Origin of the sequence: Stenotrophomonas sp. DR822 (assembly GCF_019793815.1) — a bacterium.
In the GTDB taxonomy this organism is placed as follows: Bacteria; Pseudomonadota; Gammaproteobacteria; order Xanthomonadales; family Xanthomonadaceae; genus Stenotrophomonas; species Stenotrophomonas indicatrix.
Genome location: NZ_CP081826.1, coordinates 1919970 through 1945747 on the forward strand (window position 1 = coordinate 1919970; position 25778 = coordinate 1945747).

Consider the following 25778-nt stretch of genomic DNA (forward strand, 5'->3'; position numbering starts at 1 on the left):
GGCGCAAGGGTACCCGATGCGGAATCGGTGCAGGATAGCCATACTGGCGTCCACACGATGAGGAGAGCTGGGCGCGATGGGCGAAATCCTGGTGCTGTACTACAGCCGCGGCGGTTCGGTGGCACGGCTGGCGCGCCAGATCGCGCGGGGCATCGGCGAGGTCCCGGGCATGGCGGCGCGGCTGCGCACGGTGCCACCGGTGGCCGCCGTCACCCAGACCGCGCAGCCGCCGGTACCCGACGATGGCGCGCCGTATGTGAGCGTGCAGGACCTGGTGGAGTGCCAGGGACTGCTGCTGGGCAGCCCCACCCGTTTCGGCAACATGGCCGCGCCGGTCAAGCATTTCCTTGACGGCCTCGGCGCCGAATGGGTGAACGGCACGCTGGCAGGCAAGCCGGCCGGGGTGTTCACGTCCACCGCGTCGATGCATGGCGGCCAGGAGTCGACCCTGCTGTCGATGCAGGTACCGCTGCTGCACCATGGCTGCCTGATCGTCGGCATTCCGTTCACCGAGCCGGCGCTGAGCCATACCACCAGTGGCGGTACGCCGTATGGCGCCAGCCACGTGGCCGGCGCCGCCGACGACCCGCAACCGACCGACGATGAGGCGGTGCTGGCGCGGGCGCTGGGCCGGCGCGTGGCCGACATCGCGCAGCGGCTGGCACGATGAGCACCGCGCCGCGCACCGTGCTGCTGCTGGCCCTGATGGGGCTGGCAGCGCTGTTTGCCGGCTGGTTCATCAACGACAGGCACTGGCTGGCCACCCAGCTGGTGTTCACTGCGCCGCCGCTGGCGCTGGCCATCGCCCTGCGGCTGGGCTGGCGCAAGGCCGGCTTCTGGGCCGCCGTGCTTGCGCTGGGCTGGTTCAGCCACGGCGTAATGAGCGCCTGGAGCCATCCCGAGACCCGCTGGCTGGCACTGATCGAAATCGGGCTGGCGCTGTTGGTGATCTTTACGGCCAGCCTGCCCGGCCTGCGCGCCCGTTTCGGGCGGCGGCGCTGACGCTGCGCCCGGTGGGCCGTATCATCTGCGTTCCCGGCCCCGCGCCGCTGTACCTGCCTTGGTTTCGCGCATGCACATGATGGAAGAGCTCCTGGTCGTCACCACCGGTGGCACGATCGACAAGATCTATTTCGACGACAAGTCGGACTACCAGATCGGCGACCCGCAGATCGGCATGATCCTGCGCGAACTGGGGGTCACGTTCCGTTTCAACGTGATCCCGATCCTGCGCAAGGATTCGCTGCACATCAACGACGACGATCGTGAGCTGATCCGCGCGACGATCGCCGCCCAGCCCACCCGCCACGTGCTGGTGACCCACGGCACCGATTCGATGGTGCAGACCGGCAAGGTGCTGGCGACGATCCCGGACAAGACCATCGTGATGACCGGTGCGCTGAGCCCGGCACGTTTCCGTGGTTCGGATGCGGAGTTCAACATCGGCTGTGCGATCGGTGCGGTGCAGTCGCTGCCGGCGGGGGTGTTCATCGCGATGAACGGCCGGATCTTCGACCCGCAGCATGTGCGCAAGAACGTGGCGGCGAACCGGTTCGAGTCGGTTTGAGGGATTAAGGCGCGCTGTCGCGCGGATGGGTTCAGCGTTTTGGTTGCTGCTGGGTTGAGGGGGTGATCCCCTCCCTCCTGACAGATCGTCGCGCGCGGCCAGCAAGGTCAAGGGCAGAGCAAGAGCAAATGCACTGCTGCACATTGCTTTCTCCGCTTCGCCGTCCCCCCAAAAAAAACACCCCGGCCGAGGCCGGGGCGTGCCCATGGAGAGGGGCTTGGGCTCAGTACTGGGCGTTGACGGTCACGCCCGAGAAGGTGCTGTAGGCCTTCACCCGCACGTACCAGGTACCGGCGGCGGGGCTGTTGACGGTGCAGGTCTCGTTGTTGCCGCTCAGGTACGGGCGGCAGGTGTAGACGGTGTCGGTCGGGGCACTGCCCTGGCGCAGGTAAAGATCGGCATCACCGCTGCCGCCGCTGATCGCCACGCGCAGCTGCGCGCTGCCAGCCGGGACGTTGACGGTATAGCTGAGCGACGCGCCGCTGGCTGCGCCGAGGCCGGTGACCGGCACATTGTTCTGCAGCACGGTGCCGCCCGGGTTGGGCGTGGTGCCGTTGATCGCGGCAGTCACCGCGGCATCGGCGTCGATGATGCCGGCGCCGCAACCACCCGAGCACGCACCCGGCAGCGGGCGCGCGGTGCTCTTGATGATGCTTTCCACCTGCGCCGGGCTGAGCGGGCTCGGTGCCACCGACTGCATCAGTGCAACCACGCCCGCCACGTGCGGTGCCGCCATCGAGGTGCCGTTGTAGGACGCATAGCTGGCGCTGCCCGGGGTGGTGGTGCCGCTGTTGAGGGTGGACAGGATGCTCTGGCCCGGTGCGGAGATGTCGATGCCGGTGCCGTAGTTGGAGAAGCTGGCACGCGCACCCGCCGAGGTGGTGGCCGCCACGGCGATCACGTTCGGGCAGTTGGCCGGGACCGCGCTGGAGACGTTGGTGTTGCTGTTGCCGGCAGCGACCACCACGGTGGTGCCGCGGCCGACCGCGCCGTTGATCGCGTTCTGGTAAGTGGTCGAGCAGCTGCCGCCGCCGCCCAGCGACATGTTGATGACCTCGGCCGGGTTGGCATTGGCCGGCACACCGCTCACCGTGCCACCGGAGGCCCAGACGATCGCGTCGGCGATGTCGGAGGTGTAGCCGCCGCACTTGCCGAGCACGCGCACCGGCACGACCTTGGCGTTGAAGGCGGTACCGGCCACGCCGGTACTGTTGTTGGTCACTGCGGCGACCGTGCCGGCCACGTGGGTGCCGTGCCAGCTGGAGTTGGAGGCCGGAATGCCCGAGCCGCACTCGTTGGCGCCGTACCAGTCGCCCTCGTCGTTGGGATTGCTGTCACGGCCACCGCCATCGCGCGCCATCGCCGCGTCGCTGATGAAGTCATAGCCGGGCAGGATGTTGGCGTTGAGGTCGGCATGGTTGGTGATGCCGGTATCGATCACGGCCACGACCACACCGGTGCCGGTGGCCTTGTCCCAGGCCGGGCGCACGTTGATCGAGGCGTTGGACGTACCGAAGCCCCATTGCTCGCTGAAGCGGGTGTCGTTGGGGGTCAGCGTCGGGCGCATGATCTGGTCGACTTCGACGTATTCCACGTTCGGGTCGGCGGCCAGCTTGCGCATCAGCAGCTCGGATTCGGCCTGGTCCAGCGCACGGTCGGTCCTGACCACGGTGGAACCGACCGCAAGCCTGCGGACCTGCTGCAGGCCCAGCGCGCGGCCCTGGCTGCTGGCGATGCCGGCAGCAGCCGTCTTCAGCGAAGAGGCCAGCGCGGTGGTGTTGGCCACCGGCGCACTGCCGTCGCGATACTTGACGATGAAGCGCTGGTGGGTCTGCGCGGACTGCAGGCCGCTGAGCTGGACATCACCGGCCAGCGCAGGCGTGGCCAGCAGCAGCGATGACAGGACGGACGCACCAAGGACCACCCACACACGACGCACACGCGGTTGCGTTACCTGGGACATCGGATTTCCCTTCTAATGGTAGGAATGCCGGAATCGGCAGAAGCACCGGCCCGAACCATGGGCTGGCTTGCGATGGCGAGGTTCGGGTCCGGCGAGCCAGCGGATTCCCCTGCCCATCCGCTGTGTTGATGACGCTAGTGGCTCAAACCGGACACCACAAGATTTTCAGCGTCTTTTCAGCAAGATGAAATGTTGGATCTGAGACTTTCCGGGTCGAGGGTTTGTGAAGGTGAAGGAACTTTCGCGTCAGCTGCACGTACCTGACTGCGGAATGTCCTGTCTTTCGATGTCTTTGCCGACATCGGCGAACAGCCGCCGGGCATGGCCCGGCGCTACCGTGGTACGGGTACATTCGCCGGGCATCGCTGCGCGCAGGGGGGAGCCGTTGATCCTGGCAGCGCCGGGCCATGCCCGGCGGACGTACGCCTGAAACGCAGAAAGCCCGTCGCGGGGACGGGCTTTCCGAAAAGTCACCGGGCATGACCCGGTGCTACGCGTTCGCGCAGGCGATCAGCCCAGCTTGACCAGCCAGCCGTGGCGGTCCGGCAGGCGACCGTACTGGATGTCGGTCAGTTCCTTGCGCAGCGACATGGTCACTTCGCCGGCCGGCGCATTGATGTCGCCCACCGAGAAGCCTTCGCCCTTGAGCTGGCCGATCGGGGTGACCACCGCAGCGGTACCGCAGGCGAACACTTCGGCGATCTCGCCGGAGGCCACTCCCTGCTTCCACTCATCGATGGTGACCTTGCGCTCTTCGACCTTCATGCCGCGGTCGCGGGCCAGCTGCAGGATGCTCTCGCGGGTGATGCCCTCGAGGATGCTGCCGGACAGTTCCGGCGTGACCAGCGTGCCGTCCTTGTAGACCAGGAACACGTTCATGCCGCCCAGTTCTTCCAGGTACTTGCCCTCGACCGGGTCCAGGAACAGCACCTGCGAGCAGCCCTGCGCCTGCGCCTTCTGCTGCGGCAACAGCGACGCGGCGTAGTTGCCACCGCACTTGGCCGCACCGGTACCGCCCTTGGCCGCACGCGCGTACTCGGTGGACAGCCAGATCGACACCGGGGCGACGCCCTTGGCGAAGTACGGGCCGGCCGGGCTGGCGATGACGTAGTAGCCGGCCTTGTGCGCGCCACGCACGCCAAGGAACGCTTCATCGCCGATCATGAACGGACGGAAATACAGGCTCGACTCATCGGCCGACGGCACCCAGGCGCTGTCGACGGCGATCAGCTGCTTCAGCGATTCGACGAAGATCTCCACCGGCAGTTCCGGCAGCGCCAGGCGCTGCGCCGAACGCTGCAGGCGACGGCCGTTGGCATCGGGGCGGAAGGTCCAGATCGAACCATCGGCATGCCGGTAGGCCTTGATGCCTTCGAAGATCTCCTGGCCGTAGTGCAGCACGGCCGCGGCCGGGTCCAGCTGCAACGGACCGTAGGCGCGCACGCTGGCGTTGTGCCAGCCGGCATCCTTGTCCCAACGCACTTCCACCATGTGGTCGGTGAAGTGCAGGCCGAAGCCCGGCTTTTCCAGGATCTGGGCGCGCTCTTCAGCGCTGCGCGGGTGGTCCGAACGGGTGACGGCGAAGCTGGGAATGGACTGGGACACCGGAGATTTCCTGTTCTGGTTGCGGGTAATGCCGGGCCCGCGTCACTGCGGGCCGTGGGTCAAAGCATGCCGGTTTCGAGCCGGGCGGCCTCGGACATCATGTGCTGGTTCCACGGCGGGTCGAAGACCAGCTCGACGTCGGCCTCGGCCACCGTCGGGATCATTTCAAGCTTGCTGCGCACGTCGTCGACCAGGATGTCGCCCATGCCGCACGCAGGCGCGGTCAGGGTCATCTTCACGTCGATCTCGCGCTGCCCCTCGTCGAGGTGCTTGATCTCCACCTCGTAGACCAGACCCAGTTCGACGATGTTGACCGGAATTTCGGGGTCGAAACAGGTGCGCAGCTGCTGCCAGACCAACTGTTCGACCTGCTCGTCGCTGGCATCGTCGGGCAGTTCCAGCGGTGCCGGCGCTTCCTTGCCGATGGCATCGCCATCCTTGCCGGCGATCCGGAACAGATTGCCCTCGACGAACACCGAATAACTGCCGCCCAGCGCCTGGGTGATGTACCCATAGCTGCCGGCGGGCAGGGTCACGGTGTCGCCCTGCGGGACCATCACGGCCTCGCAATCGCGTTCGAAGTGGACAGGTTCGCTGCTACGGGAATACATGGGGACCGATATGGGGCTGCGGCATAAGCCACGCAAGCGGTCATTCTAGCGTAGGCGCCCCGCCCTCGCCGGTGCACTGCGGCAAACCACAGTATCCTGTGGGCGACCTTCAGGAGCTTCGATGTCCTCCAATGCCGCACGCGCCAGGACCGTTACCTGGCTCTGGCCCTTCATGTTGTTGCTGGCGCTGGCCACCGCCCCCCTCGCCTGGATGCTGATCGCCCTGTTCACCGGCCGTCCGGTCGGCTGGATGGCGGTACTGACCGCCCTGGAACTGGTATTCATGCTGCGTCTGGGCACACTCGGTCCCGGCAAGCTGCGCATCGCCCTGGTCGTGCTGGGCACGCTGCTGGTAGCCGCGATCTCGAACTGGGCCATCGCCAGTGCCTGGATGGGCGGCTCGATGGGCCTGAACCCCTGGGACGCCTCGCTGCGGATGGGCCCGCACCTGGCCTGGACGCTGATCACCCTGGCCAATGGCGTGGTCGAATGGCTGTGGCTGGCGGTGGGTGTCGCCGTAGGCGCCTGGCTGGCGCGCTGAGCGCGCCGGACGCGGGTAGCGCCGGGCCATGCCCGGCGAGCGCAGCGGTCTGCACGCAACGCCGCCGGGCATGGCCCGGCGCTACCGTACTGCATCAATGCCCGCCGTCGAGCGCCTTCAGCTCGCTGACCAGCGACGCCGCTGCCTCGGCCCCATCGCCGTACAGCATGCGGGTGTTGTCGGCATAGAACAGCGCATTCTCGATACCGGCAAAGCCGGTGCCCTTGCCGCGCTTGATCACCACCACGTTACGGGCATTGACCACGTCCAGTACCGGCATGCCGTAGATCGGACTGGCCGGATCGGTGCGCGCCACCGGGTTGACCACGTCGTTGGCGCCGATCACCAGCACCACGTCGGTAGTGGCGAACTCGGGATTGATGTCGTCCATGTCCGCGATCAGGTCGTACGGCACCCCCGCTTCGGCCAGCAGCACGTTCATGTGCCCGGGCATGCGCCCGGCCACCGGGTGGATGGCGAACTTGACCTTCACCCCGCGCGTGATCAGCCGCTGCGCCAGCTCCCAGATCTTGTGCTGGGCCTGGGCCACGGCCATGCCATAGCCGGGCACGATCACCACGCGTTCGGCAAAGCCCATCATCGCCGCCACGTCGGCCGCTTCGATGGGCTTCTGCGAACCGGAAATCGCCCGCGCCTCACCACCGGCGCCACCACCGAAGTTGGAGAACAGCACGTTGCGGATCGGCCGGTTCATCGCCTTGGCCATCAACCGGGTCAGCAGGATGCCCGCTGCGCCGACCATCATGCCGGCGATGATCAGCGCCTCGTTGCCCAGCACGTAGCCTTCGAACGACACCGCCAGGCCGGTGAACGCGTTGTACAGCGAGATCACCACCGGCATGTCGGCGCCACCGATCGGCAACGTCATCAACACGCCCAGCGCCAGTGCCAGCATGAAGAAGGCGACGATCGCCCAGGTGCTGAGCGTGCTGGCGGCGAGGATGCCCAGCACCACCACGGCCAGCGCCACCAGCAGGTTCATCACCTGCTGGCCCGGCCAGGTCACGCGCTTGTCGAGGCGACCATCGAGTTTGGCCCAGGCGATCACCGAGCCGGACAGCGACACCGCACCGATCGCCGCGCCCACCACCGCCAGCACCAGCACCGTGCCGGACGGCTGCCGCGCGGCCAGGTCGGCCAGCGCCTGCGCACTCCAGTGGGTGGTATCACGATTGGCCAGGAAGGCGTAGCGCAGCAGTTCCACCGCACCGATGGCCGCCGCTGAACCACCGCCCATGCCGTTGTACAGCGCGACCATCTGCGGCATGTCGGTGACGGCGACCTTGCCCGCCGACCACCACGCCAGGCCGGCACCCAGCAGCAGCGCCACCAGGATCAGCGGCACGTTGTGCAGTTCGGGCAGGAAGAAGGTCGCCACCGTGGCCAGCAGCATGCCCAGCCCCGCCCAGCGGATACCGCTGCTTGCGGTCATCGGCGAGGCCATGCGCTGCAGGCCGAGCAGGAACAGGGTGGCGGCAACCAGGTAGCTGGCCTTGACCAGCCAATCGAGCAGTTCGACGGTGCTGATGTTCAAGCCTGCGGCTCCTTCGGTTCATCGTTGCCGGCCTTGCGCACGCTCGGCTTGAACATTTCCAGCATGCGCGCGGTGACCACATAGCCGCCGGCGGCATTGCCGGCACCGAGCACCACGGCAAGGAACCCCAGCACCTTCTCCAACGGCGTCTGTGCGTGCCCCAGCACCACCATCGCGCCGATCAGCACGATGCCATGGATGAAGTTGGAGCCCGACATCAACGGGGTATGCAGGATCACCGGGACCCGGGAAATGATCACGTGGCCGGCAATGGCGGCCAGCATGAAGATGTACAGCGCCACGAACCCGTCACTCACCGGCAACGCTCCTGCTCTGTCTTCGTCGCCCCATCATAACCATGGGCTGAACCCTGCGCGCGTCCCGGTCAACCACGGCCGCGCTCACGCGTTGTCGATGGTGACCCCTGCCGAGGAACCGTACCCTGTGCTGGTGAGCAGCCCTGTCCCCTCAACCACCGATGCCGACGCCGTTCCGGCCTCGCTGGAAGCGTTCCTGGCCAGCGTCGGGCCGCGCGCCTTCCGCTTCGCCGAGGCCGGCCTGCGCCAGCGTGATGACGCGCTGGATGCGGTGCAGGACGCGCTGCTGCGCATGCTGGACTACGCCGACAAGCCGGCCGCCGAGTGGGCGCCGTTGTTCTGGAGCATCCTGCGCCGGCGCGTGATCGACCTGCAGCGCCGCCGCCGTTTCCGCCTGCCGTTCTGGCGCGACAACCAGGATGCCGATGGCGGCGAGATCGACTGGGCCGACCCCGCACCGGACCCTGCGCAGGCGCATGAGCAGCGCCAGCAGTACCAGCAGCTGGTGCAGGCACTGCGCGACCTGCCCGCCCGCCAGCGCGAGGCATTCACCCTGCGCGTGCTGCAGGACCTGGACGGGGCCACCACCGCCCGCGCCATGGGCTGCAGCGAAGGCGCGGTAAAGACCCATCTGGCGCGCGCCCGACAGGCGCTGCAGAATCAACTGGAGATGCACCCGTGAACCGCCCCCTGCCTTCCGATGACGCCCTGCGCAGCCTGCACGCGCAGTCGCTGCAGGCGCTGTCGCCGGCCACCCTGGCACGCCTGCGCAGTGCCCGTCACAACGCCGGTGCAGCGCACGCCGGTCGCTGGCGCTGGTGGCTGGCCAGCGCCTGTTCGCTGGTGATCGCGCTGGGCATCGGCGTCCAGTTCGTCGGTCCGGGCGATCATCAGCGCCCGATCGGCACGCCGATCGTCGCTGCGGAAGAAGACAATGGCGCGCTGTACGACGAGAATCCCGATCTGTACCTGTGGCTGGGCGACAACGACCTGGCGATGGAGTGAACCATGCTGCGATACCCCTCCCTGCCCTTGCTGATCGTCCTGACCCTGCTGCCCGCTGCATCGGCACTGGCACAGGCCACCGCGCCGGCGCCTGCCGCGCGGCCGGCACCTGCTGCCGCGCCGCTGCCCAACTGGGAACAGCTGAGCCCGGCCCAGCGCGAAGCGCTGCTGGCCCCGCTGCGTGATCGCTGGAACGGCGCCGATCCCGCGCAGCGCCAGCGCATGCTGTCGCACGGCCAGCGCTGGCAGTCGATGAGCCCGGAAGAGCGCGACAAGGCCCGCCGCGGCCTGCGCCGCTTCGAGCACATGAGCCCGGAACAGCGCGAGCAGGCCCGGGCGTTGTTCGGCCAGATGCGTGACCTCAGCCCGGCCCAGCGCGATGCCATGCGCGAGCGCTGGTCGCAGATGACCGCAGACGAACGCAGGGAATGGGTGCGGGACAACCCGCCGCCGGCGAAGCCGCGGTAGCCCGCCATCTGAAGGGGTAGCGCCGGGCCATGCCCGGCGGATTCTCCGGATGCCGCTGCGCTCGCCGGGCATGGCCCGGCGCTACCGACTCAGGCCTGCCAGCGCGTCTTCGCCAGCAGCTCGTCTTCCCAGTCGAAACCCAGCTGGCCATCACGCACGAACAGGGCGACGAAGTTCATCAGGTTGCGCGCATACATCTCGCTGGCCTGGGTGGCGCCCCGGCTGGCCAGGCCCAGCGGGCCATCAATGATCACGCCCTGGTGCTCGATGCAGTGGCCGGGTTCGGTCAGCGCGCAGTTGCCACCGCTCTCGGCGGCCAGATCGACGATCACGCTGCCGGCGGCCATGCCTTCGACCATCGCGGCGGTGACGATCGTCGGCGCCTGACGTCCCGGCACCGCGGCAGTGCAGATCACCACGTCCACGCTGCGCAGGTGATCGCCAAGACGGCGCTGCTGTTCACCACGCTCTTCATCGGTCAGCGCCCGCGCATAACCGCCCTCGCCGACCGCGCTCACCCCCAGGTCGAGGAAGCGCGCACCGAGCGACTGGATCTGTTCGCGGGTTTCCGGGCGCACGTCGAAGCCCTCCACCTGCGCACCCAGGCGGCGTGAGGTGGCGATGGCCTGCAGGCCGGCGACACCGGCGCCGATCACCAGCACCTTGGCTGGACGCACGGTACCGGCCGCCGTGGTCAGCATCGGGAAGAAGCGCGGCGCGCGTTCGGCAGCAATCAATGCCGCCTTGTAGCCGGCCATGCCGGCCTGCGAACTGAGTACGTCCATCGCCTGTGCGCGCGTGGTGCGCGGCAACTGCTGCAGCGGGAACAGGTGCAGGCGGTCATCCGAAGCCAATGCGGCCAACGCAGGGTCGGCCGCCGGGGTCAGCAGGCCGACCACACTGGCGCCCGGCTTGAGCTGGGCCAGTACCTCGGCCGGTGGCGCCTGCACGCACAGCAGGATGTCGATCTCGGCCCAACGGGCGGCGTCGAAGGCGCGGGCACCTGCGTCGTCGTAGGCGGCATCGGTGAAGCCGGCGGCCTGGCCCGCACCCGGCTGATACCACACGGTGATGCCCAGCGCACCGAGCTTGCGCGCCGTTTCCGGCGTGAGCGCAACGCGTCGTTCGCCCGGCGCGGTCTCCTTGATCCCCAGCAACGCCACGGCCATGCAGATTCCCGCTGATCGGTGAGTGGGTCCGATCCTAGCAGGCGTACGTGGCTCAGTGCAGCGTCGCACCACCCGGGTCGAGGCGGTCGAGCACGCCCTGCATGGCGCTGTCGAAGGCGCCATCGTCGATGTGGGGACGCAGGCGACCCAGCCGCACCATCACCGCCAGTTCCTCGGGAGAGGCGACGCAGAAGCGCACGCCGCGACGGTTGACGAACAGCAGGCGCGAGGAAATCGGGCTGATCCACGACAGTTTGCCCGCCTGCACCTTGCCATCCTTGTCGACGAAGTCCAGCCAGTTGCCGATCTCCATCCGGCGGAAGCGGTCGGCATCGGCATTGTCGAAATCGTCGGTATTGAAGCTGCTGCCCAGTTCCACCGCCGGCGTTTCCGGGGCAGGCGGTGCAGGCAGCACCACCTGCGGCAGCTCCGGCAGGGCGCGCTGCAGCTCGGGGCGCGATTCGGCGATGCCCTGCAATGTGTCGTGCAGCGCATCGATGGCTGCGGTGGCTGCGTCGCCATGCACGCCGACGCTGGCAAACACCTTGGCCAGCATCGGCTGCCAGGCCTGCAGCCACGGCTTGCCGACGATCTGCCGGCGGGCCTCGGCCACTTCCTCAAGCAGGCCATCAGCCAGGGTCAGCGCCTCGGCCACCGAGGCACCCTCCTCGCCCTCGCGCAGCAGCGCCAGGGTCAGGTGGTGCTGCCAGGGCTGGCGCAGGAACTCGGCGATGGCCGGCGGCAGGGTGGCATCGCCGATGCGGCGATCCAGTTCGGCGCCGGCACGGGTGCGGGCCATTTCCAGCTTTTCCTGGCCGCGCTGGGTCTCGGCGGCCCGACGCTCGGCGATTTCCACGCGACGGCGGTGCTGTACCAGGAAATCGCGGAATTCTTCTTCCAGGGTCAGGAAGATCGCCAGGTTTTCGTTGAACTCGGCGACCAGCCGCTCGATGATCTCCTCCACCTTGGCCATCAGCATCCGTTCGGCCTGGCTTTCGCCGGTGTTGCCCTCGCAGGCTTCGGCCAGCGAGTTGAGCAGCTTGCGCGCCGGATGGGTCTTCTGCACGAACATGCGGCGGTCCAGCATCGCCACCTTCACGAACGGAACCACCAGGCGGCCGATCAGCTCACGCGAGCGGCCTTCCAGTTCACGCTCATCGAGCATCACGTCGAACAGCATGCCGACAAGGTCGATCGCATCCTCGTCCTGGGCGTCCAGCCGGGTCTGGCCCGGGTCGACGCCCAGCCGGGTGGCACTGGACAGCACTTCGCTCTTCAGCCGCTGCGCCAACGATTCGCCATCTTCGCCGATCGCCGCACGCAGGGTCGCGCTGGGCGTGGCCTGCAGCAACGACAGCACCGACATCATTTCGCGCTGGCTCAACGGGCGATGCTGGCCGACCGCGACCTGCGCCGCAGAGGTTGCGTCGTCGCGCACGTGGCGGGTCTGCTGCAACAGCTCGTGCAGCGCTTCCAGCAGCATGCCCTGCTGGCCGGAATAGGCTTCGCCGGACGGGCTCTCTTCGCCACCGGCATGCTGCTGCATGTGGCCACGACGCTCGGACCAGCGCGCGGCAAACCGCTGTGCCCAGGCCGGCGCGGCCTGTTCGTCGTCATTGAATTCGTTGTCGAAGCCCGATGCCGTGCGTTGCTCGACCAGATCATCCAGGCCATGTGGCACATGCTGGGCGGGGCCCGGAGCCGGTGCCAGCGGTCGCCGCGGGGCGCCCATCTGCGACATCACCCCGGCCGCAGCCAGGTGCTCGTCCAGCTTCTCGTAGATGCGACCCACCGGCGCGCGCATGTCGCGCTCGCACAGCTTGATCAACACCAGGTGGACTTCCGGGGCCAGCTCGCAGCCAGCAAAGGCTTCGTGGATGGCCACGCCCAGGTGCTCGGGGCTGATCGGGTTGCGGTCGGCATCCAGTTCGATACCGCCGCCCAGCCAGCCCAGGCGGCGGTCGAGCCGTGCCAGCACCGGCTTGAAGTCGCGCAGCAGCACGGTGGCGAAGTTGCGCACCGCCAACCGCGATTCCAGTACATGTTCCGGCACCAGACTGAGGCCGTCCTGGGCCTGCCCAGCCAGGGTCAACTCGGCAGAGACGGGCTCGCCCGCCGCCAGGCCGGCCCAGGCATGGCCGAGATGGGCGGCAAAAGCACCGGCGATCTCTTCACGGCGGCGACGCAGCTCGCGCATCGCGTCCAGGAACAGCAACTGCGACGAGCCGGCATTGCCGGCACGGTCGAACAGGGCATCGTCGAAGCGGGCCAGTGCCGCGCCAAAGGCCTGGCACAACGCCGGCAGGACGATGTCCCGGGCAAGCTGGAGCTGGGCCGGGTCACGGCCCGGCGATCCCATCGGAGTGGGCGCGCTCATCATTCGGGAAGGCTCCCCACCTTCTCTGGTGCAACAGACATCATGGACATCGCGACGGCCGGTACACCCCATGCACCGGTCCCTCGATGGTAGGCCGCCCAGCCCATCGCGGACAGTGAAACAGTCCTCACTTCAAACCTCATGAACGGCGGCCCGGCAATATTACGTATCGTAAGCCGTGCAGGGCCTGCGAGGCGAGGGGAAGCGGGGCTCCGTGATCCGCCAGTGGCATGATGTTCATCACAGTTTGCTATTCAGGGGTCTGACGCGACACAAACGGCGTCATCTACCTCCCCGACTATAATCAGCGACCCGTGATGACCGGTTCAGACTCCATGCCCGACCCTGCCGCCCTGCTTGCCCTGGATGCCCGCCGCTCGGTGCCCTCGCGGCAACTGGGCGAGCCCGGACCGGACCCGGCCACCCTGCAGCGGATGCTGACCTCGGCGGTCCGCGTGCCCGACCACGGCAAGCGCGTACCGTTCCGCTTCCTGAAGATCGCCGGCGATGCGCGTCACACTCTGGGCGACTTCCTGGCCGCGCGCAGCCGTGAGCGCGACCCGCATGCCGGCGACGCCGTGTTCGAGAAGGACCGCCAGCGCTTCAGCCATGCACCGCTGGTGATCGTGGTGGTGGCCAGCCCCCGCCCGGACCCGAAGGTACCGGCACAGGAACAGCTGATGACCGCCGGCTGCGTGTGCTTTGCCCTGTTGCAGGCGGCACAGGCGCTGGGCTTCGGCGCGCAGTGGCTGACCGCATGGATGGCCTTCGATCCTGCCGTGCACGCCCATCTGGGGCTGGCCGAGGGCGAAGGCATTGCCGGCTTCATCCACATCGGCACGCCCAAGGCCGAAGTGCCCGAGCGCGAGCGCCCCGATGCCGCGGCCCTGCTGCAGGACTGGACCGGCCAGTGAGCGCCGTGCTTCCCGTGGCGATACCGCCGCCGCTGTACCTGGTCGACGCCAGTATCTACGTGTTCCGCGCCTGGCATTCGCTGCCGGACGAATTCCAGGACAGCCAGGGCTGGCCGACCAACGCCGTGCATGGATTCGCCCGTTTCCTGCTGGACCTGCTGGAGCGCGAACGCCCACGGCACATCGCCATCGCCTTCGACGAGGCATTGGACAGTGGCTTCCGTCACCGCCTGTACCCGGCCTACAAGGCCAACCGGGACCCGGCGCCGGAAGCGCTCAAGCGCCAGTTCGTGCACTGCAAGGCGTTGTGCGCAGCGCTCGGCCTGGCGGTACTGGCGCACCATGATTACGAAGCCGACGACCTGATCGGCAGCGCCCTGCATGGCCACCGCAGCAGCCATCGCGGCGTGATCATTTCCGCCGACAAGGACCTGTCGCAGCTGCTGCTCGACCATGACGAGCAATGGGATTACGCACGCAACCAGCGCTGGGACGTGGCCGGGGTCAAGGCCCGGCACGGCGTGCACGCGCACCAGATCGCCGATTACCTGGCGCTGTGCGGCGATGCGGTCGACAACATTCCGGGCATCAGCGGTGTCGGTGCCAAGTCGGCGGCCGTGCTGCTGGCCCATTTCGGCAGCATGGACGTGCTGTACGAACGCCTGGACGAAGTGCCGTTCCTGCGCCTGCGCGGCGCGGCCCAGATGGCCGTGCGCCTGCGCGAGCAGCGCGAGCACGCCCAGCTCTGGCGCCAGCTGACCACCATCGCCCTGGACGCACCGTTGGAAGGCTGCCAGCCCGGCATGCCGCGCCAGGCGGCCGATCCAGAGCTGCTCGGCGGCCTGTGCCAGACCCTGCGCTTCGGCCCCATGACCCGCCGCCGGCTGTTCAGTGCCGCCGGCATTTCCGACCCCTTCCCTACTTCCAGCGAGCCCGCATGAGCCAGCGCAACACCGAAGCACCGCGTGTCGTCTACGAAGGCAAGTACCAGCGCATGGTCGTGCGCGGCAGCTGGGAATACAGCGAACGCACCCACGCCGGCGGCCTCGCCGCCATCATCATTGCCGTCACCCCCGAGGACAAGGTGCTGTTCGTCGAACAGTTCCGCGTGCCGCTGCAGGCGTCGACCATCGAGATGCCGGCCGGGCTGGTCGGCGACATCGATGCGGGCGAGTCCATCGAAGTTTCCGCTGTACGCGAGCTGGAAGAGGAAACCGGCTGGACTGCCGAGCACGCCGAAGTGCTGATGATCGGCCCCACCTCCTCCGGTGCCAGCAGCGAGAAGATCGCCTTCGTGCGTGCCACCGGCCTGCGTCGCATCGGCGAAGGCGGCGGCGACGAGAGCGAGGACATCACCGTGCATGAAGTGCCGCGCGCGCAGGCGGCCGCCTGGCTGGTGCAGAAAATGGCCGAAGGCTATGAAGCCGATGCCAAGCTGTGGGCCGGCCTGTGGATGATCGAGCACCATCTGGACGGCCGGCCCCGTGGCTGACGCCGGCCTGCACGGGCTGCCCGCACTGCTGGGCGCCGACGATCCGGCGATCTTCAGCGTGCACCGCGCGCAGGGCGCCTCGCCGTTCCTGCTGCTGGCCGACCATGCCGGCCAACGGGTGCCGCGTGCACTTGCCGACCTTGGACTGCCGCAGGCCGAACTGGACCGGCATATCGGCTGGGACATCGGCATCGGCGGCACCACCCGTGCATTGGCCGAGCGGCTGGATGCGTGGGCGATCGAGCAGACCTATTCGCGGCTGCTGATCGACTGCAACCGGCCGCTGGTTTCGCCGACGCTGATCCCCGAGGTCAGCGACCATACCGTGGTGCCGGGCAATGCCGGGCTGTCGTCCGCACAGCGGCAGCAGCGCATCGATGCGATCCACGCGCCCTACCACGCGCGCATTGATGCCGAACTGGATGCGCGCCGCGATGCGGGACGGCCGACGCTGCTGGTGATGATGCACAGCTTCACCCCGGTGATGAACGGCATGCAGCGCCCCTGGCACGCCGGCGTGCTGTACCACCAGGACACGCGTTTTGCCCACGCCTTGCTGCAGGCACTGCGCGATGAAGGCGACCTGGTGGTGGGCGACAACGAACCGTATTCGGTCAACAGCAGCAGCGACTACGCGGTGCCGGTGCATGGCGAAGGTCGCGGCCTGGTGCATGTGGAACTGGAAATCCGCCAGGACCTGATCGCCGATGCCGCCGGGCAGCAGGCATGGGCGGAGCGGCTGGCGCGTATTTTCAGCGCCTTGCAGCCGCAGTTGTTGGCGTTCGGATGACCCCCATCCACGCATGGCGTGGATCTACTGCAGCGCTGGCGGACATCCGCATTCGGCGAAAAGAAAGAACGAGGCCGGTTCCCAGTAGATCCACGCCATGCGTGGATGATTTTCGTCAACGCAGCACGGGAACATCCATCCACGGGAACGGTTTGAATCCGCGCACCTGCAGGCGGACGCCGATCGCTTCAAAATCGTCCTTGATCGCCTGCGCACGAAGCTGATCCAGTGCTTCACCCAGCACCACCGGCAGCGCGCGACAGCGTGCCAGCGCTTCGCCCACCGGAATGTCGAGCAGCTGCGCGACGCGCTGTGCCGCAGCCTTGACCTGTTCGCCCGCACACGCCGCCAGCGTCAACTCGAACGCGGCGAAGATGCCCGGCCCGACACCGGCTGCGCGCGCAGCGTCCTGCTCGGCGGCACCCGCCTCGCCCAGCGCTTCATCGACACCGTCCACCTCCAGGAAGGCGTCGTACTCGGCGTAGTACGCCAGCGCTTCGGCGTACTCCTGCAGGGATGACAGCGGACGCTGGCGCTTCTGCACATCCAGTACGTCAGCGAACGTGGCCGGTTCCAGGCAGGCCGACAGGCCCAGCGCCTGCACGGCCTCGGGCACCTCACCGTCATCATCGAACGCGGCGTCTTCATCTGCCGGCAACCAGAAACGCGCTGTCAGCAGATCGCCCTCGCTGGCATGCACCCAGCCGAACGACGCCCATACGTCGTGGTCGTCATTGCAGGCGGCAAACGCGTCCAGCGTCTGGCGAAGATCAAGCAGTGCAATCATGCGTCGTTGGGCAGCGCGTCGGGAGAGCTGCAGTCTACCCGTGCCGGACGCAGGCCCAGCGCGATGACCACGCCGAGCGCGGCGAACAGCGCGGCACCGTACTGTGCATTGACCATGCCCTGCAGGGCATCAGGACTGGTTGCCGCCTGCGTGCCCCGTGCGGCGTTGGCCACCATCACCAGCACTGCCAGTCCCAACGCGCCGCCGATCTGCTGTGCGGTGGCGGCCATGCCGGCCGCCACACCCTGCTGCGGCCCCGGCACGCCCTGCCCGGCCACGATCCACATCGCCGTCCAGCTCATGCCCTGGCCCACGCTGAGCACCACGATGCCCGGCAGCAGCGGCCAGTAGCTGGCGCCGTGCGGCATCGCCAGCGCCACTGCGGTGATGCCGAGGGCACCGGCAGCGAAGCCCCAGGCCAGCACCTGCCGCGGCGAACGGCGCTGCAGCATGCGCTCGGCAATGCGGATGCCGAAGGTGCACACCAGCGTCGGCAGCAGGAAGGCCATGCCGGCCTGCAGCGGGCTCCAGCCATAGCCATCCTGGAAGTACAGCGCCAGGAAGTAGTACTGCACGCCATAGCTGCTCATGAACGCGAAGGTCAGGCCGAGTGCTGCACGCAGCCCGGGCAGGCGCAGCAGCGCGAACTGCATCAGCGGATCGCGGCTGCGCTTTTCAATCTGCACGAACACCGTCAGCAGCACGGCTGACAGCAACAGGCAGATGAGCGTGGCCGGCGCGGTCCAGCCCCATTCCGGCCCCTGCACCAGGGTGGTGACCAGCAGGCTGCCGCCGGCGGTGACGGTGAGGCAACCGGCCAGGTCGAAGGAACGGCCGCGCACGCGCGGGCCATCGGCCGGCAGCCACGCGCCCGCAGCAACTGCACAGGCGGCGGCCAACGGCACGATCACCGCCAGCACCGCCGGCCAGCCGAACGCCTGGGTCAGCACGCCGCCCAGCAGCGTCCCCAATGCGAGGCCCGCCGCACTGGCCATGCTCCAGATTGCCAGCGCGCGGTTGCGCACCGGGCCTTCTGCGTACAGCGTATTGATCAGGGCCAGGGTGGCCGGAAACAGCAGCGCCGCACCGATGCCCTGCGCCGCACGTGCCACGATCAGCAGCGTGGCATTGGGCGCCAGCGCACCCAGCAGCGAGGCCAGCGCGAACAGCAGCATGCCCAGCCGGTAGAAGCGGCGGCGGCCCAGTAGATCGGCCGCACGCCCGCCCAGCAGCAGGCTGCCGCCAAAGGCCACCGTATAGGCGCTGACCACCCACTGCAGCTGCTGCGCATTGATCTGCAGCGCGCGGCCCATGTCGTGCAGGGCGACGAAGATGATGGTGGCGTCCAGCGCGATGATCAGCTGCGCGGTGGCCAGCAGGGTCAGCGCCCAACGCGGGTATTTCAGGGGAGGCATGCGGCGCCCGGTTCGGAGGGGGGACGGCAGTCTCATTGATGCAGCTGAATCAATAAACCCCCTCAGCGCGATTTCTGTCATGATTTTCCGCATGAATGGATCCTCGATGGACCTCAACGCGGTGCGCATGCTGGTGCAGGTGGCTGAGGCGCGCAGCTTCACCGTCGCCGCAGGCCAGCTCGGCCTGAGCCAGTCCGGGCTGTCACGCGCGATCGGCCGGCTGGAAGCCTCGCTGGGGGTGAAGCTGCTGCAGCGGAATACGCGCAATGTCGCGCTGACCCCCGATGGCCAGCAGTTCGTCGAGCAGGTGGGACCGTTGCTGTGCGGGATGGAAGACGCCGAGCGGCTGCTGGCCGACCGCCCCTGTACGCCCTCGGGTACGTTGAAGATCAGCGCTCCGTCGATGTTCGGGCGCAAGGTGCTGGTGCCGTTGCTGGGACCGTTGCTGCAGCAGCATCCGCAGCTGCAGGTGGAAGCGGTGCTCAGCGACCGCCTGGTGGATCTGGTGGAGGAAGGCTTCGACGCCGCCCTGCGCACCGGCACCATCGCCGACCAGCGCATGGTGGCGCGGCCGTTGAAGCCCCTGCGCTGGGTGACCGTGGCCAGCCCGGCCTACCTGGCCGCGCAGGGTGAGCCGGCCGATGTGGCGGCCTTGCAGAACCATGCCTGTCTGGCGGTGCGCAACCTGCGCAGCGGCCGGCTGGTGGACTGGCAGTTCCTGCAGGACGGGCAGCTGCGCGAGGTCACGCCGCCGACGCGGATGGTGTTCGACTGCGGCGACCCGTTGGTGGAGGCAGCGATTGCGGGCATCGGCATCGTGCAGGTGATGGATTTCGCGGTGGCCGACGCGTTGGCCGATGGCCGCCTGCAGCGCGTGCTGCAGCCGTTTGAAGGCCGCAGCCGCGCGCTGTCGTTGATCTACCCGCCGTCGCGCCAGCACTCACCGAAACTGCAGGTGCTGGCCGAAGCGTTGTTGGCCGGGGATTGGTAGATCCACGCCGCGCGTGGATGAGCGTTTCCAACGCAAATGCCGCCGGGCATGGCCCGGCGCTACCGGCAGGGCGTTGCCGGCCAGCGGCCGGCACTACCGATCAGGCGAAACTATCGGTGGCACGCACCAGCGCGTCGACGTTCTCGGCTTCGAACGCGGAGTGCCCCGAGGCCGGGGTGATCTCCAGCTTCGCCTTCGGCCACACCTTGGTCAGGTCCCAGGCATTGGCCAGCGGGCAGACCACGTCGTAGCGGCCGTGCACGATCACGCCCGGGATGTCGGCGATGCGGTGCGCGTCGCGCAGCAGCTGGTCTTCCACCTCGAAGAAACCGCCGTTGACGAAGTAGTGGTTCTCGATGCGGGCAAACGCCAGCGCGAAGTGCGGGTCTTCATGGCTGTTGATGAAGTCGTCGTCCACGTGCAGGAAGCTGGTCGCACCCTCCCACACCGCCCAGGCCTTGGCCGCGTCCAGGCGCGTTGCTTCGTCTTCGCTGGTCAGGCGGCGATGGAAGGCGGAAATCAGGTCGTGGCGTTCCACCGCCGGAATCGGCTTGAGGTAGTGCTCCCACGCATCCGGGAACAGGCGGTTGGCGCCTTCCTGGTAGAACCATTCCAGCTCCCAGCGGCGCAGCATGAAGATGCCGCGCAGCACCAGTTCGGTCACGCGCTGCGGATGGGTCTGCGCATAGGCCAGCGCCAGGGTCGAGCCCCAGCTGCCACCGAACACCTGCCAGCGATCGACCTTGAGGTGCTCGCGCAGCTTCTCGATGTCGGCCACCAGGTCCCAGGTGGTGTTGTCCACCAGATCGGCGTGCGGGGTGGAACGACCGGCACCGCGCTGGTCGAACAGGATGATGCGGTACCTGGCCGGGTCGTGGAACTGGCGCATCTTGTCGCTGCAGCCGCCGCCGGGCCCACCATGCAGCATCACCACCGGCTTGCCGTCCGGGTTGCCGCACTGTTCGAAGTACAGCGTGTGGCGGTCGTCGACCTTCAGGGTGCCGACGTCGTAAGGGGTGATGGCGGGGTACAGCGTACGCATGCTTGCAGCTCCGTGGTGGTGCCCTGCCCTTGGCAGGAGAACCCCCATTCTAGGCCGGTCGCCGGCCCAGGGTGACCCGGTCGCGCTGCTCCAGGTCCTGCACGGTCTGCACGTCGATGTAGCCGGCCTGCTCGAACAGCGCGCCGATGGCATCGCCCTGGTCCCAGCCGTGCTCGATCAGCAGCCAGCCGCCGGGCTGCAGGTGGTCGCCGCCGCCGACGATGATGCGACGGATGTCATCCAGACCATCAACGCCCGAGGCCAGCGCCGTGGCCGGCTCGAAGCGCAGATCGCCCTGCTCCAGGTGCGGGTCGTCGCTGGCGATATAGGGAGGATTGCTGGCGATCAGATCGAAGCGTTCACCGTGCAGCGGCGCGTACCAGTCGTGACCACCTTCAGCAAAACGCACGTTGCCCAGCTCGTGGCGCGCGGCGTTGCGGGCCGCCACCGCCAGCGCAGCGGAACTGGCGTCGGTGGCCAGCACCTGCGCCTGCGGTCGTTCGCTGGCCAGGGCCAAGGCAATCGCGCCGCTGCCGGTGCCAAGATCGGCCAACCGCAGTGCACGGTCCGGCGGCAGGCGCTCCAGCGCCAGTTCCACCAGCAGTTCGGTTTCCGGGCGCGGAATCAGGGTGGCGGGGTCGACGTCCAGATCGAGGGTCCAGAAACCACGGCGACCGGTCAGGTAGGCCACCGGCTCGCCCGCGAGGCGCCGGCCCAGCAGGGCCTCGAACGCGGCCTGCTCGGCGGCCGGCAATGGATCGGTGGCGTGCGCGAACAACCAGCTGCGCGGTCGCTGCAGCACATGCAGCAGCAGCAGCTCTGCTTCATGACGGGCCTCTACGCCCCCCAGGCGGCCGCTGGCGTCGGCCACGACCTGGCGCAGGGACGGTTCGGAATCGGCGGGCATGGCAGGCACTGGCGCAGCGGGTGGGCCCGCAATTGTAGAGTCTGGATACCGTTCAGGTTCGCTGGGGCGGGATCCGCTGCGGTGGGATATGAGAGACCTATCGACCGGTTTCCTCAGCCGCTGACGATTTCCCTTGTCATACAGCGGGTTGCAGGATGCAGGTGGCCTGATTCATTGCCGGCTCAGCGCACATCAATAGACTGTATCTATCAAATAGATGTAATCAATGCATTGTCCTTATCGAAATGGAACCAGTAACCTAGGTCCTGTCGATTCACCCACTCCCCTTCACCCAGAGGAAAAACGATGTCCCTGATCAACACCCAGATCCAGCCGTTCGAAGCCAACGCTTACCTGAATGGCGAGTTCATCAAGGTCTCCGACAGCACCCTGAAGGGCCAGTGGTCGGTCCTGATCTTCATGCCGGCAGCCTTCACCTTCAACTGCCCGACCGAGATCGAAGACGCCGCTGACCATTACGCCGAATTCAAGAAGGCCGGCGCCGAGGTCTACATCGTCACCACCGACACCCACTTCTCGCACAAGGTCTGGCACGAAACCTCGCCGGCCGTGGGCAAGGCCCAGTTCCCGCTGGTCGGCGACCCGACCCACCAGCTGACCCGCGCTTTCGGCGTGCACATTGAAGAAGAAGGCCTGGCCCTGCGCGGCACCTTCATCATCAACCCGGAAGGCGTGATCAAGACCCTGGAGATCCACTCCAACGAGATCGCCCGTGACGTCTCCGAGACCCTGCGCAAGCTGAAGGCTGCCCAGTTCACCGCCGCCAACCCGAACCAGGTCTGCCCGGCCAAGTGGAAGGAAGGCGAGAAGACCCTGACCCCGTCGCTGGACCTGGTCGGCAAGATCTGAAGCAGCACCGGCCTGCCGCAGCCCCACGCTGCGGCGCGCCCATCCCCGTGCCGGCCACATCGCCGGCGTGGGGGTGAACCCAAGACGGCCGCGCCCGCATCGCCCCTTCCACAGGTCCGCGCTGCCCTCTTGGGTTCACCCCTACCCCCTCGCTGGTCCGCTACCTTCTACAGCGGTGCCACGCCCCCGTTTTGCCTGAAGCCAGGAGAAGACCATGTTGGACGCCAACCTGCAGTCGCAGCTGAAGACCTATCTGGAGCGCGTGACCCGCCCGATCCAGATCACCGCGCATGCCGACGACGGTGCCAAGTCGCAGGAGATGCTGGAACTGCTGCAGACCCTGGAAAGCCTGTCGGACAAGATCTCGCTGCAGGTGCTGCGCGACGGCCAGGGCCGCGTACCGTCCTTCGACCTGGGCACGCCGGGCCAGGACATCCACCTGACCTTCGCCGGCCTGCCGATGGGCCACGAGTTCACCTCGCTGGTGCTGGCCCTGCTGCAGGTCGGCGGGCATCCGTCCAAGGCCACTGCCGAACTGATCGAGCAGGTGCAGAACCTGGAAGGCGACTACCGGTTTGAAACCTATTTCTCGCTGTCCTGCCAGAACTGCCCGGACGTGGTGCAGGCACTGAACCTGGCCGCGGTGCTCAACCCGCGCATCCAGCACGTGGCCATCGACGGCGCGCTGTTCCAGGAGGAAGTCGAGCAGCGCGAGATCATGTCGGTGCCGACCGTCTACCTCAACGGCGCGGTGTTCGACCAGGGCCGCATGACCCTGGAGCAGATCGTGGCCAAGCTGGACACCAACGCCAGCAAGCGCGATGCCGAGAAGATCGCCGCCAAGGACGCCTTCGACGTGCTGGTGGTCGGTGGTGGCCCGGCCGGCGCCGCTGCGGCGATCTATGCCGCGCGCAAAGGCATCCGTACCGGCATCGCCGCCGAGCGTTTCGGTGGCCAGGTGCTGGACACCATGGCGATCGAGAACTTCATTTCGGTGAAGGAGACCGAGGGCCCGAAGCTGGCCACGGCGCTGGAACAGCACGTGCGCGAGTACGAAGTCGACATCATGGACCTGCAGCGCGCCAGTGCGCTGGTGCCCGCCGGCGAAGACGGCCTGGTGCAGGTGCAGCTGGAAAACGGTGCGGTGTTGAAGTCGCGGTCGGTGATCCTGTCCACCGGCGCGCGCTGGCGGCAGATGAACGTGCCCGGCGAAGACCAGTACCGCAACAAGGGCGTGGCGTACTGCCCGCACTGCGACGGCCCGCTGTTCAAGGGCAAGCGCGTTGCAGTGATCGGCGGCGGCAATTCCGGCGTTGAAGCGGCCATCGATCTGGCCGGCATCGTGTCGCATGTGACCCTGCTGGAGTTCGATTCCAGCCTGCGTGCCGACGAAGTACTGCAGAAGAAGCTGCGCAGCCTGGCCAATGTCACCGTGCTGACCAGCGCGCAGACCACCGAAGTGCTGGGCGACGGCAGCCGCGTCACCGGCCTGGTCTACAAGGACCGTGTTGGCGGCGACTCCCATCGCGTCGAACTGGAAGGCATCTTCGTGCAGATCGGCCTGCTGCCGAACACCGAATGGCTGAAGGACACCGTGGCCCTTTCGCCGCGTGGCGAGATCGTCATCGATGACCGCGGGCAGACCAATCTGCCGGGCGTGTTCGCCGCGGGCGATTGCACGACGGTACCCTACAAGCAGATCATCATTGCGATGGGCGCCGGTTCGACCGCCGCACTGAGCGCTTTCGACCACCTGATCCGCTCCTCGGTTCCCAAGAGCAGCGGTGCGGTGGCCGAAGCAGCCTGATCCAATGTTCCCAGGCCATCGGGAGCACCATCAGCCGGCAGGGCGCGCCCTGCCGGTGCAGTACCCCGAGAGGTCTGAGGATGAACCTGCGTGACCTGAAATACCTGGTGGCCCTGGCCGATCACAAGCACTTCGGCCGGGCCGCCGCCTCCTGCTTCGTCAGCCAGCCCACGCTGTCGACCCAGATCCGCAAGCTGGAAGAGGAACTGGGCCTGCCGCTGGTGGAACGCGCACCGCGCAAGGTCATGCTGACCCCCGCCGGCCACGAAGCGGCCGCGCGGGCACGGGTGATCGTGGCCGAAGTGGAACAGCTGAAGGAAGCGGCGCGACGCAGCCGCGATCCCGAAGCTGGCACGGTGCGCCTGGGGATCTTCCCCACCCTGGGCCCCTACCTGTTGCCGCACGTGATTCCGCGCATCCGCACGCGCTTCCCCGAGCTGGAACTGCTGCTGGTGGAGGAAAAGAGCGATGTGCTGCTGGAGCGCCTGCGCGAAGGCAGGCTCGACGCCGCACTGTTGGCCCTGCCGGTGATCGACGACCAGCTGCATGCCGAATTCCTGTTCGAGGAACCGTTCCTGCTGGCCGTATCCGGCCGCCACCCGCTGGCCACGCGCGAGCATCTGGACGTACAGGAACTGGCCACGCAGAAGCTGCTGCTGCTGGAAGACGGCCACTGCCTGCGTGACCAGGCGCTGGAAGTCTGTCGCCTGTTCGGCGCCAACGAAAAATCCGAATTCCGCGCTACCAGCCTGGAAACGCTGCGACAGATGGTCGCCGCCGACGTGGGCATCACCCTGCTGCCCAGCCTGTCGGTACAGCCGCCGGTGCCGCGCTCGAACAACATCCGCCTGCTCGACTTCGTCGGCGAGGGCCGTCCCAGCCGTCGCATCGCCATGATCTGGCGCCGCAGCTCGGCGATGAACGAGTTCCTGATGGAGCTGGCCGAGCAGTTCAAGCGCCTGCCCGATGCGCTGTTCACGCTGGAGGCGCTGGCCCCGCCAAGCGGCGATGCTGCCACCCCGCCCACGCCCGTGCTGAACGGCTGAGACACCGCAGCCGGGCATCGAAACCGGCGGGAGTCGATTCCGGCCGCATTTGTCCCCACAATACAGTCAGGCGGCGCCAGCAGGTGCCGCCTTTTGCATGGCTTTCAACCAAGGAGCGTCACCATGAACACCGCCAGCGGCCTGCCGCCGTCGATCACTGTTTCCACCCTCGACATGGACCGCCTGGACGCCATGCTCGAATCCCCGGCGCACAGCCAGACGCCGGCCGCGCGCGCGCTTGCCGACGAGCTCAACCGCGCAACCGTGTTGCCGGCAGACCAGATTCCCGAAGGCATCGTCATGATGCATTCGCGCGTGGAGTGCGAAGATGAAGTGTCAGGCGAAAAGCATGTCCTGACCCTGGTCTTCCCCCGCGAAGCCAATGTCGATGAAGGCAAGGTGTCCGTGCTCGCGCCCGTCGGCAGCGCCCTGCTTGGCCTGGCCGTTGGCCAGAGCATCGACTGGACCGCCCCGGGCGGCCGCAAGCTGCGGCTGCGCGTGAGCGCGGTCCACAACGACCGCCCCTGACCTGCGCTGCG

General features: G+C 67.7%; 27 protein-coding genes. 16 read left to right on the forward strand and 11 right to left on the reverse strand.

Features of this window, described 5'->3' with window-relative positions; all coding sequences use genetic code 11:
* Nucleotides 1-76 precede the first annotated feature (76 nt).
* The 3 genes from wrbA to K5K93_RS08970 all read left to right on the forward strand — a co-directional run bounded on the left by wrbA (nt 77) and on the right by K5K93_RS08970 (nt 1567).
* The gene (wrbA, locus tag K5K93_RS08960) at nt 77-670 is read left to right on the forward strand and encodes an NAD(P)H:quinone oxidoreductase (protein WP_093818977.1); all 594 of its coding nucleotides are present in this window, start codon (nt 77-79) and stop codon (nt 668-670) included.
* Nucleotides 667-1002 carry a DUF2069 domain-containing protein gene (locus K5K93_RS08965; RefSeq protein ID WP_222390615.1) on the forward strand — a complete coding sequence of 112 codons (336 nt, stop codon included), beginning with the start codon at nt 667-669 and terminating at the stop codon, nt 1000-1002. The genes wrbA and K5K93_RS08965 overlap by 4 nt, the downstream gene beginning before the upstream one ends.
* Nucleotides 1003-1081: 79 nt before the next feature.
* Complete coding sequence (locus K5K93_RS08970; RefSeq protein ID WP_033830416.1) at nt 1082-1567, forward strand: asparaginase domain-containing protein; 486 nt, start codon at nt 1082-1084, stop codon at nt 1565-1567.
* Between the two features lie 223 nt (nt 1568-1790).
* On the opposite strand, the gene K5K93_RS08975 is transcribed toward K5K93_RS08970, so the two are convergent.
* The 3 genes from K5K93_RS08975 to sufT all read right to left on the reverse strand — a co-directional run bounded on the left by K5K93_RS08975 (nt 1791) and on the right by sufT (nt 5746).
* Nucleotides 1791-3530 carry a S8 family peptidase gene (locus tag K5K93_RS08975; RefSeq protein ID WP_222390619.1) on the reverse strand — a complete coding sequence of 580 codons (1740 nt, stop codon included), beginning with the start codon at nt 3528-3530 and terminating at the stop codon, nt 1791-1793.
* Nucleotides 3531-4040: 510 nt separating this feature from the next.
* Complete coding sequence (locus K5K93_RS08980) at nt 4041-5135, reverse strand: branched-chain amino acid aminotransferase (RefSeq protein ID WP_222390622.1); 1095 nt, start codon at nt 5133-5135, stop codon at nt 4041-4043.
* A gap of 59 nt (nt 5136-5194) precedes the next feature.
* Complete coding sequence (gene sufT, locus K5K93_RS08985) at nt 5195-5746, reverse strand: putative Fe-S cluster assembly protein SufT (protein WP_025877975.1); 552 nt, start codon at nt 5744-5746, stop codon at nt 5195-5197.
* Nucleotides 5747-5867: 121 nt separating this feature from the next.
* Between sufT and K5K93_RS08990 the strand changes: the two genes are divergently transcribed.
* Nucleotides 5868-6287, forward strand: a complete 420-nt coding sequence (locus K5K93_RS08990; RefSeq protein ID WP_025877973.1) for a hypothetical protein — start codon at nt 5868-5870, stop codon at nt 6285-6287.
* Nucleotides 6288-6381: 94 nt separating this feature from the next.
* On the opposite strand, the gene K5K93_RS08995 is transcribed toward K5K93_RS08990, so the two are convergent.
* Both K5K93_RS08995 and K5K93_RS09000 read right to left on the reverse strand, forming a co-directional pair.
* Entirely contained in the window at nt 6382-7842 is a 1461-nt protein-coding gene (locus K5K93_RS08995) for an NAD(P)(+) transhydrogenase (Re/Si-specific) subunit beta (protein ID WP_222390624.1), read from the reverse strand.
* Entirely contained in the window at nt 7839-8159 is a 321-nt protein-coding gene (locus tag K5K93_RS09000; protein ID WP_025877970.1) for an NAD(P) transhydrogenase subunit alpha, read from the reverse strand. The genes K5K93_RS08995 and K5K93_RS09000 overlap by 4 nt, the downstream gene beginning before the upstream one ends.
* Nucleotides 8160-8256: 97 nt before the next feature.
* Here K5K93_RS09000 and K5K93_RS09005 point away from each other — a divergent pair, with 97 nt between their 5' ends.
* From K5K93_RS09005 to K5K93_RS09015, 3 genes are read left to right on the forward strand one after another with little or no spacing between them, the layout of a single operon-like run.
* Nucleotides 8257-8841: an RNA polymerase sigma factor gene (locus K5K93_RS09005; protein WP_093818972.1), complete on the forward strand. Its 585-nt coding sequence runs from the start codon at nt 8257-8259 to the stop codon at nt 8839-8841.
* On the forward strand, nt 8838-9164 hold the full coding sequence (locus K5K93_RS09010; protein WP_222390626.1) for a hypothetical protein: 327 nt from the start codon (nt 8838-8840) through the stop codon (nt 9162-9164). Before K5K93_RS09005 ends, K5K93_RS09010 begins: the two co-directional genes overlap by 4 nt.
* Before the next feature lie 3 nt (nt 9165-9167).
* The gene (locus K5K93_RS09015; protein ID WP_222390628.1) at nt 9168-9632 is read left to right on the forward strand and encodes a DUF3106 domain-containing protein; all 465 of its coding nucleotides are present in this window, start codon (nt 9168-9170) and stop codon (nt 9630-9632) included.
* Nucleotides 9633-9721: 89 nt separating this feature from the next.
* On the opposite strand, the gene K5K93_RS09020 is transcribed toward K5K93_RS09015, so the two are convergent.
* Both K5K93_RS09020 and K5K93_RS09025 read right to left on the reverse strand, forming a co-directional pair.
* Nucleotides 9722-10801: an NAD(P) transhydrogenase subunit alpha gene (locus tag K5K93_RS09020; protein ID WP_222390631.1), complete on the reverse strand. Its 1080-nt coding sequence runs from the start codon at nt 10799-10801 to the stop codon at nt 9722-9724.
* A gap of 52 nt (nt 10802-10853) precedes the next feature.
* Nucleotides 10854-13181: a DUF1631 domain-containing protein gene (locus tag K5K93_RS09025; protein WP_222390633.1), complete on the reverse strand. Its 2328-nt coding sequence runs from the start codon at nt 13179-13181 to the stop codon at nt 10854-10856.
* Nucleotides 13182-13513: 332 nt separating this feature from the next.
* On the opposite strand from K5K93_RS09025, the gene K5K93_RS09030 reads away from it, so the two are divergent.
* The 4 genes from K5K93_RS09030 to K5K93_RS09045 are packed head-to-tail and all read left to right on the forward strand — an operon-like array spanning nt 13514 to nt 16374.
* Nucleotides 13514-14092, forward strand: a complete 579-nt coding sequence (locus K5K93_RS09030; protein WP_025877963.1) for a nitroreductase — start codon at nt 13514-13516, stop codon at nt 14090-14092.
* A complete protein-coding gene (locus K5K93_RS09035; protein ID WP_258954322.1) occupies nt 14089-15033 on the forward strand; it encodes a 5'-3' exonuclease H3TH domain-containing protein in 945 nt (314 codons plus the stop codon). Before K5K93_RS09030 ends, K5K93_RS09035 begins: the two co-directional genes overlap by 4 nt.
* Nucleotides 15030-15584, forward strand: coding sequence for an NUDIX hydrolase (locus K5K93_RS09040; protein WP_093818967.1), 555 nt, complete (start codon nt 15030-15032; stop codon nt 15582-15584). Before K5K93_RS09035 ends, K5K93_RS09040 begins: the two co-directional genes overlap by 4 nt.
* Nucleotides 15577-16374, forward strand: a complete 798-nt coding sequence (locus K5K93_RS09045) for an N-formylglutamate amidohydrolase (protein ID WP_222390635.1) — start codon at nt 15577-15579, stop codon at nt 16372-16374. Before K5K93_RS09040 ends, K5K93_RS09045 begins: the two co-directional genes overlap by 8 nt.
* 115 nt (nt 16375-16489) lie before the next feature.
* Here K5K93_RS09045 and K5K93_RS09050 read toward each other — a convergent pair whose 3' ends face one another.
* Both K5K93_RS09050 and K5K93_RS09055 read right to left on the reverse strand, forming a co-directional pair.
* A complete protein-coding gene (locus K5K93_RS09050; RefSeq protein ID WP_222390636.1) occupies nt 16490-17161 on the reverse strand; it encodes a hypothetical protein in 672 nt (223 codons plus the stop codon).
* The gene (locus K5K93_RS09055) at nt 17158-18576 is read right to left on the reverse strand and encodes an MFS transporter (protein ID WP_222390637.1); all 1419 of its coding nucleotides are present in this window, start codon (nt 18574-18576) and stop codon (nt 17158-17160) included. The genes K5K93_RS09050 and K5K93_RS09055 overlap by 4 nt, the downstream gene beginning before the upstream one ends.
* A 106-nt stretch (nt 18577-18682) precedes the next feature.
* Here K5K93_RS09055 and K5K93_RS09060 point away from each other — a divergent pair, with 106 nt between their 5' ends.
* Nucleotides 18683-19567, forward strand: a complete 885-nt coding sequence (locus tag K5K93_RS09060; protein WP_032977486.1) for a LysR family transcriptional regulator — start codon at nt 18683-18685, stop codon at nt 19565-19567.
* A gap of 100 nt (nt 19568-19667) precedes the next feature.
* Here K5K93_RS09060 and pip read toward each other — a convergent pair whose 3' ends face one another.
* Both pip and prmC read right to left on the reverse strand, forming a co-directional pair.
* Complete coding sequence (gene pip, locus K5K93_RS09065) at nt 19668-20609, reverse strand: prolyl aminopeptidase (protein ID WP_093818962.1); 942 nt, start codon at nt 20607-20609, stop codon at nt 19668-19670.
* 49 nt (nt 20610-20658) lie between these two features.
* Nucleotides 20659-21516, reverse strand: a complete 858-nt coding sequence (prmC, locus tag K5K93_RS09070) for a peptide chain release factor N(5)-glutamine methyltransferase (protein ID WP_222390638.1) — start codon at nt 21514-21516, stop codon at nt 20659-20661.
* Nucleotides 21517-21822: 306 nt separating this feature from the next.
* Between prmC and ahpC the strand changes: the two genes are divergently transcribed.
* The 4 genes from ahpC (at nt 21823) to rnk (ending at nt 25767) form a co-directional block, all read left to right on the forward strand.
* Nucleotides 21823-22386 (forward strand): alkyl hydroperoxide reductase subunit C, encoded by a 564-nt coding sequence (gene ahpC, locus K5K93_RS09075; protein WP_025877950.1) that lies wholly within the window; start codon nt 21823-21825, stop codon nt 22384-22386.
* Between the two features lie 214 nt (nt 22387-22600).
* Nucleotides 22601-24193, forward strand: a complete 1593-nt coding sequence (ahpF, locus tag K5K93_RS09080) for an alkyl hydroperoxide reductase subunit F (protein ID WP_033830402.1) — start codon at nt 22601-22603, stop codon at nt 24191-24193.
* Nucleotides 24194-24273: 80 nt separating this feature from the next.
* Complete coding sequence (locus K5K93_RS09085) at nt 24274-25239, forward strand: LysR substrate-binding domain-containing protein (protein WP_025877947.1); 966 nt, start codon at nt 24274-24276, stop codon at nt 25237-25239.
* Between the two features lie 123 nt (nt 25240-25362).
* A complete protein-coding gene (gene rnk, locus K5K93_RS09090; protein ID WP_093818959.1) occupies nt 25363-25767 on the forward strand; it encodes a nucleoside diphosphate kinase regulator in 405 nt (134 codons plus the stop codon).
* The last annotated feature ends 11 nt before the right edge of the window (nt 25768-25778 follow it).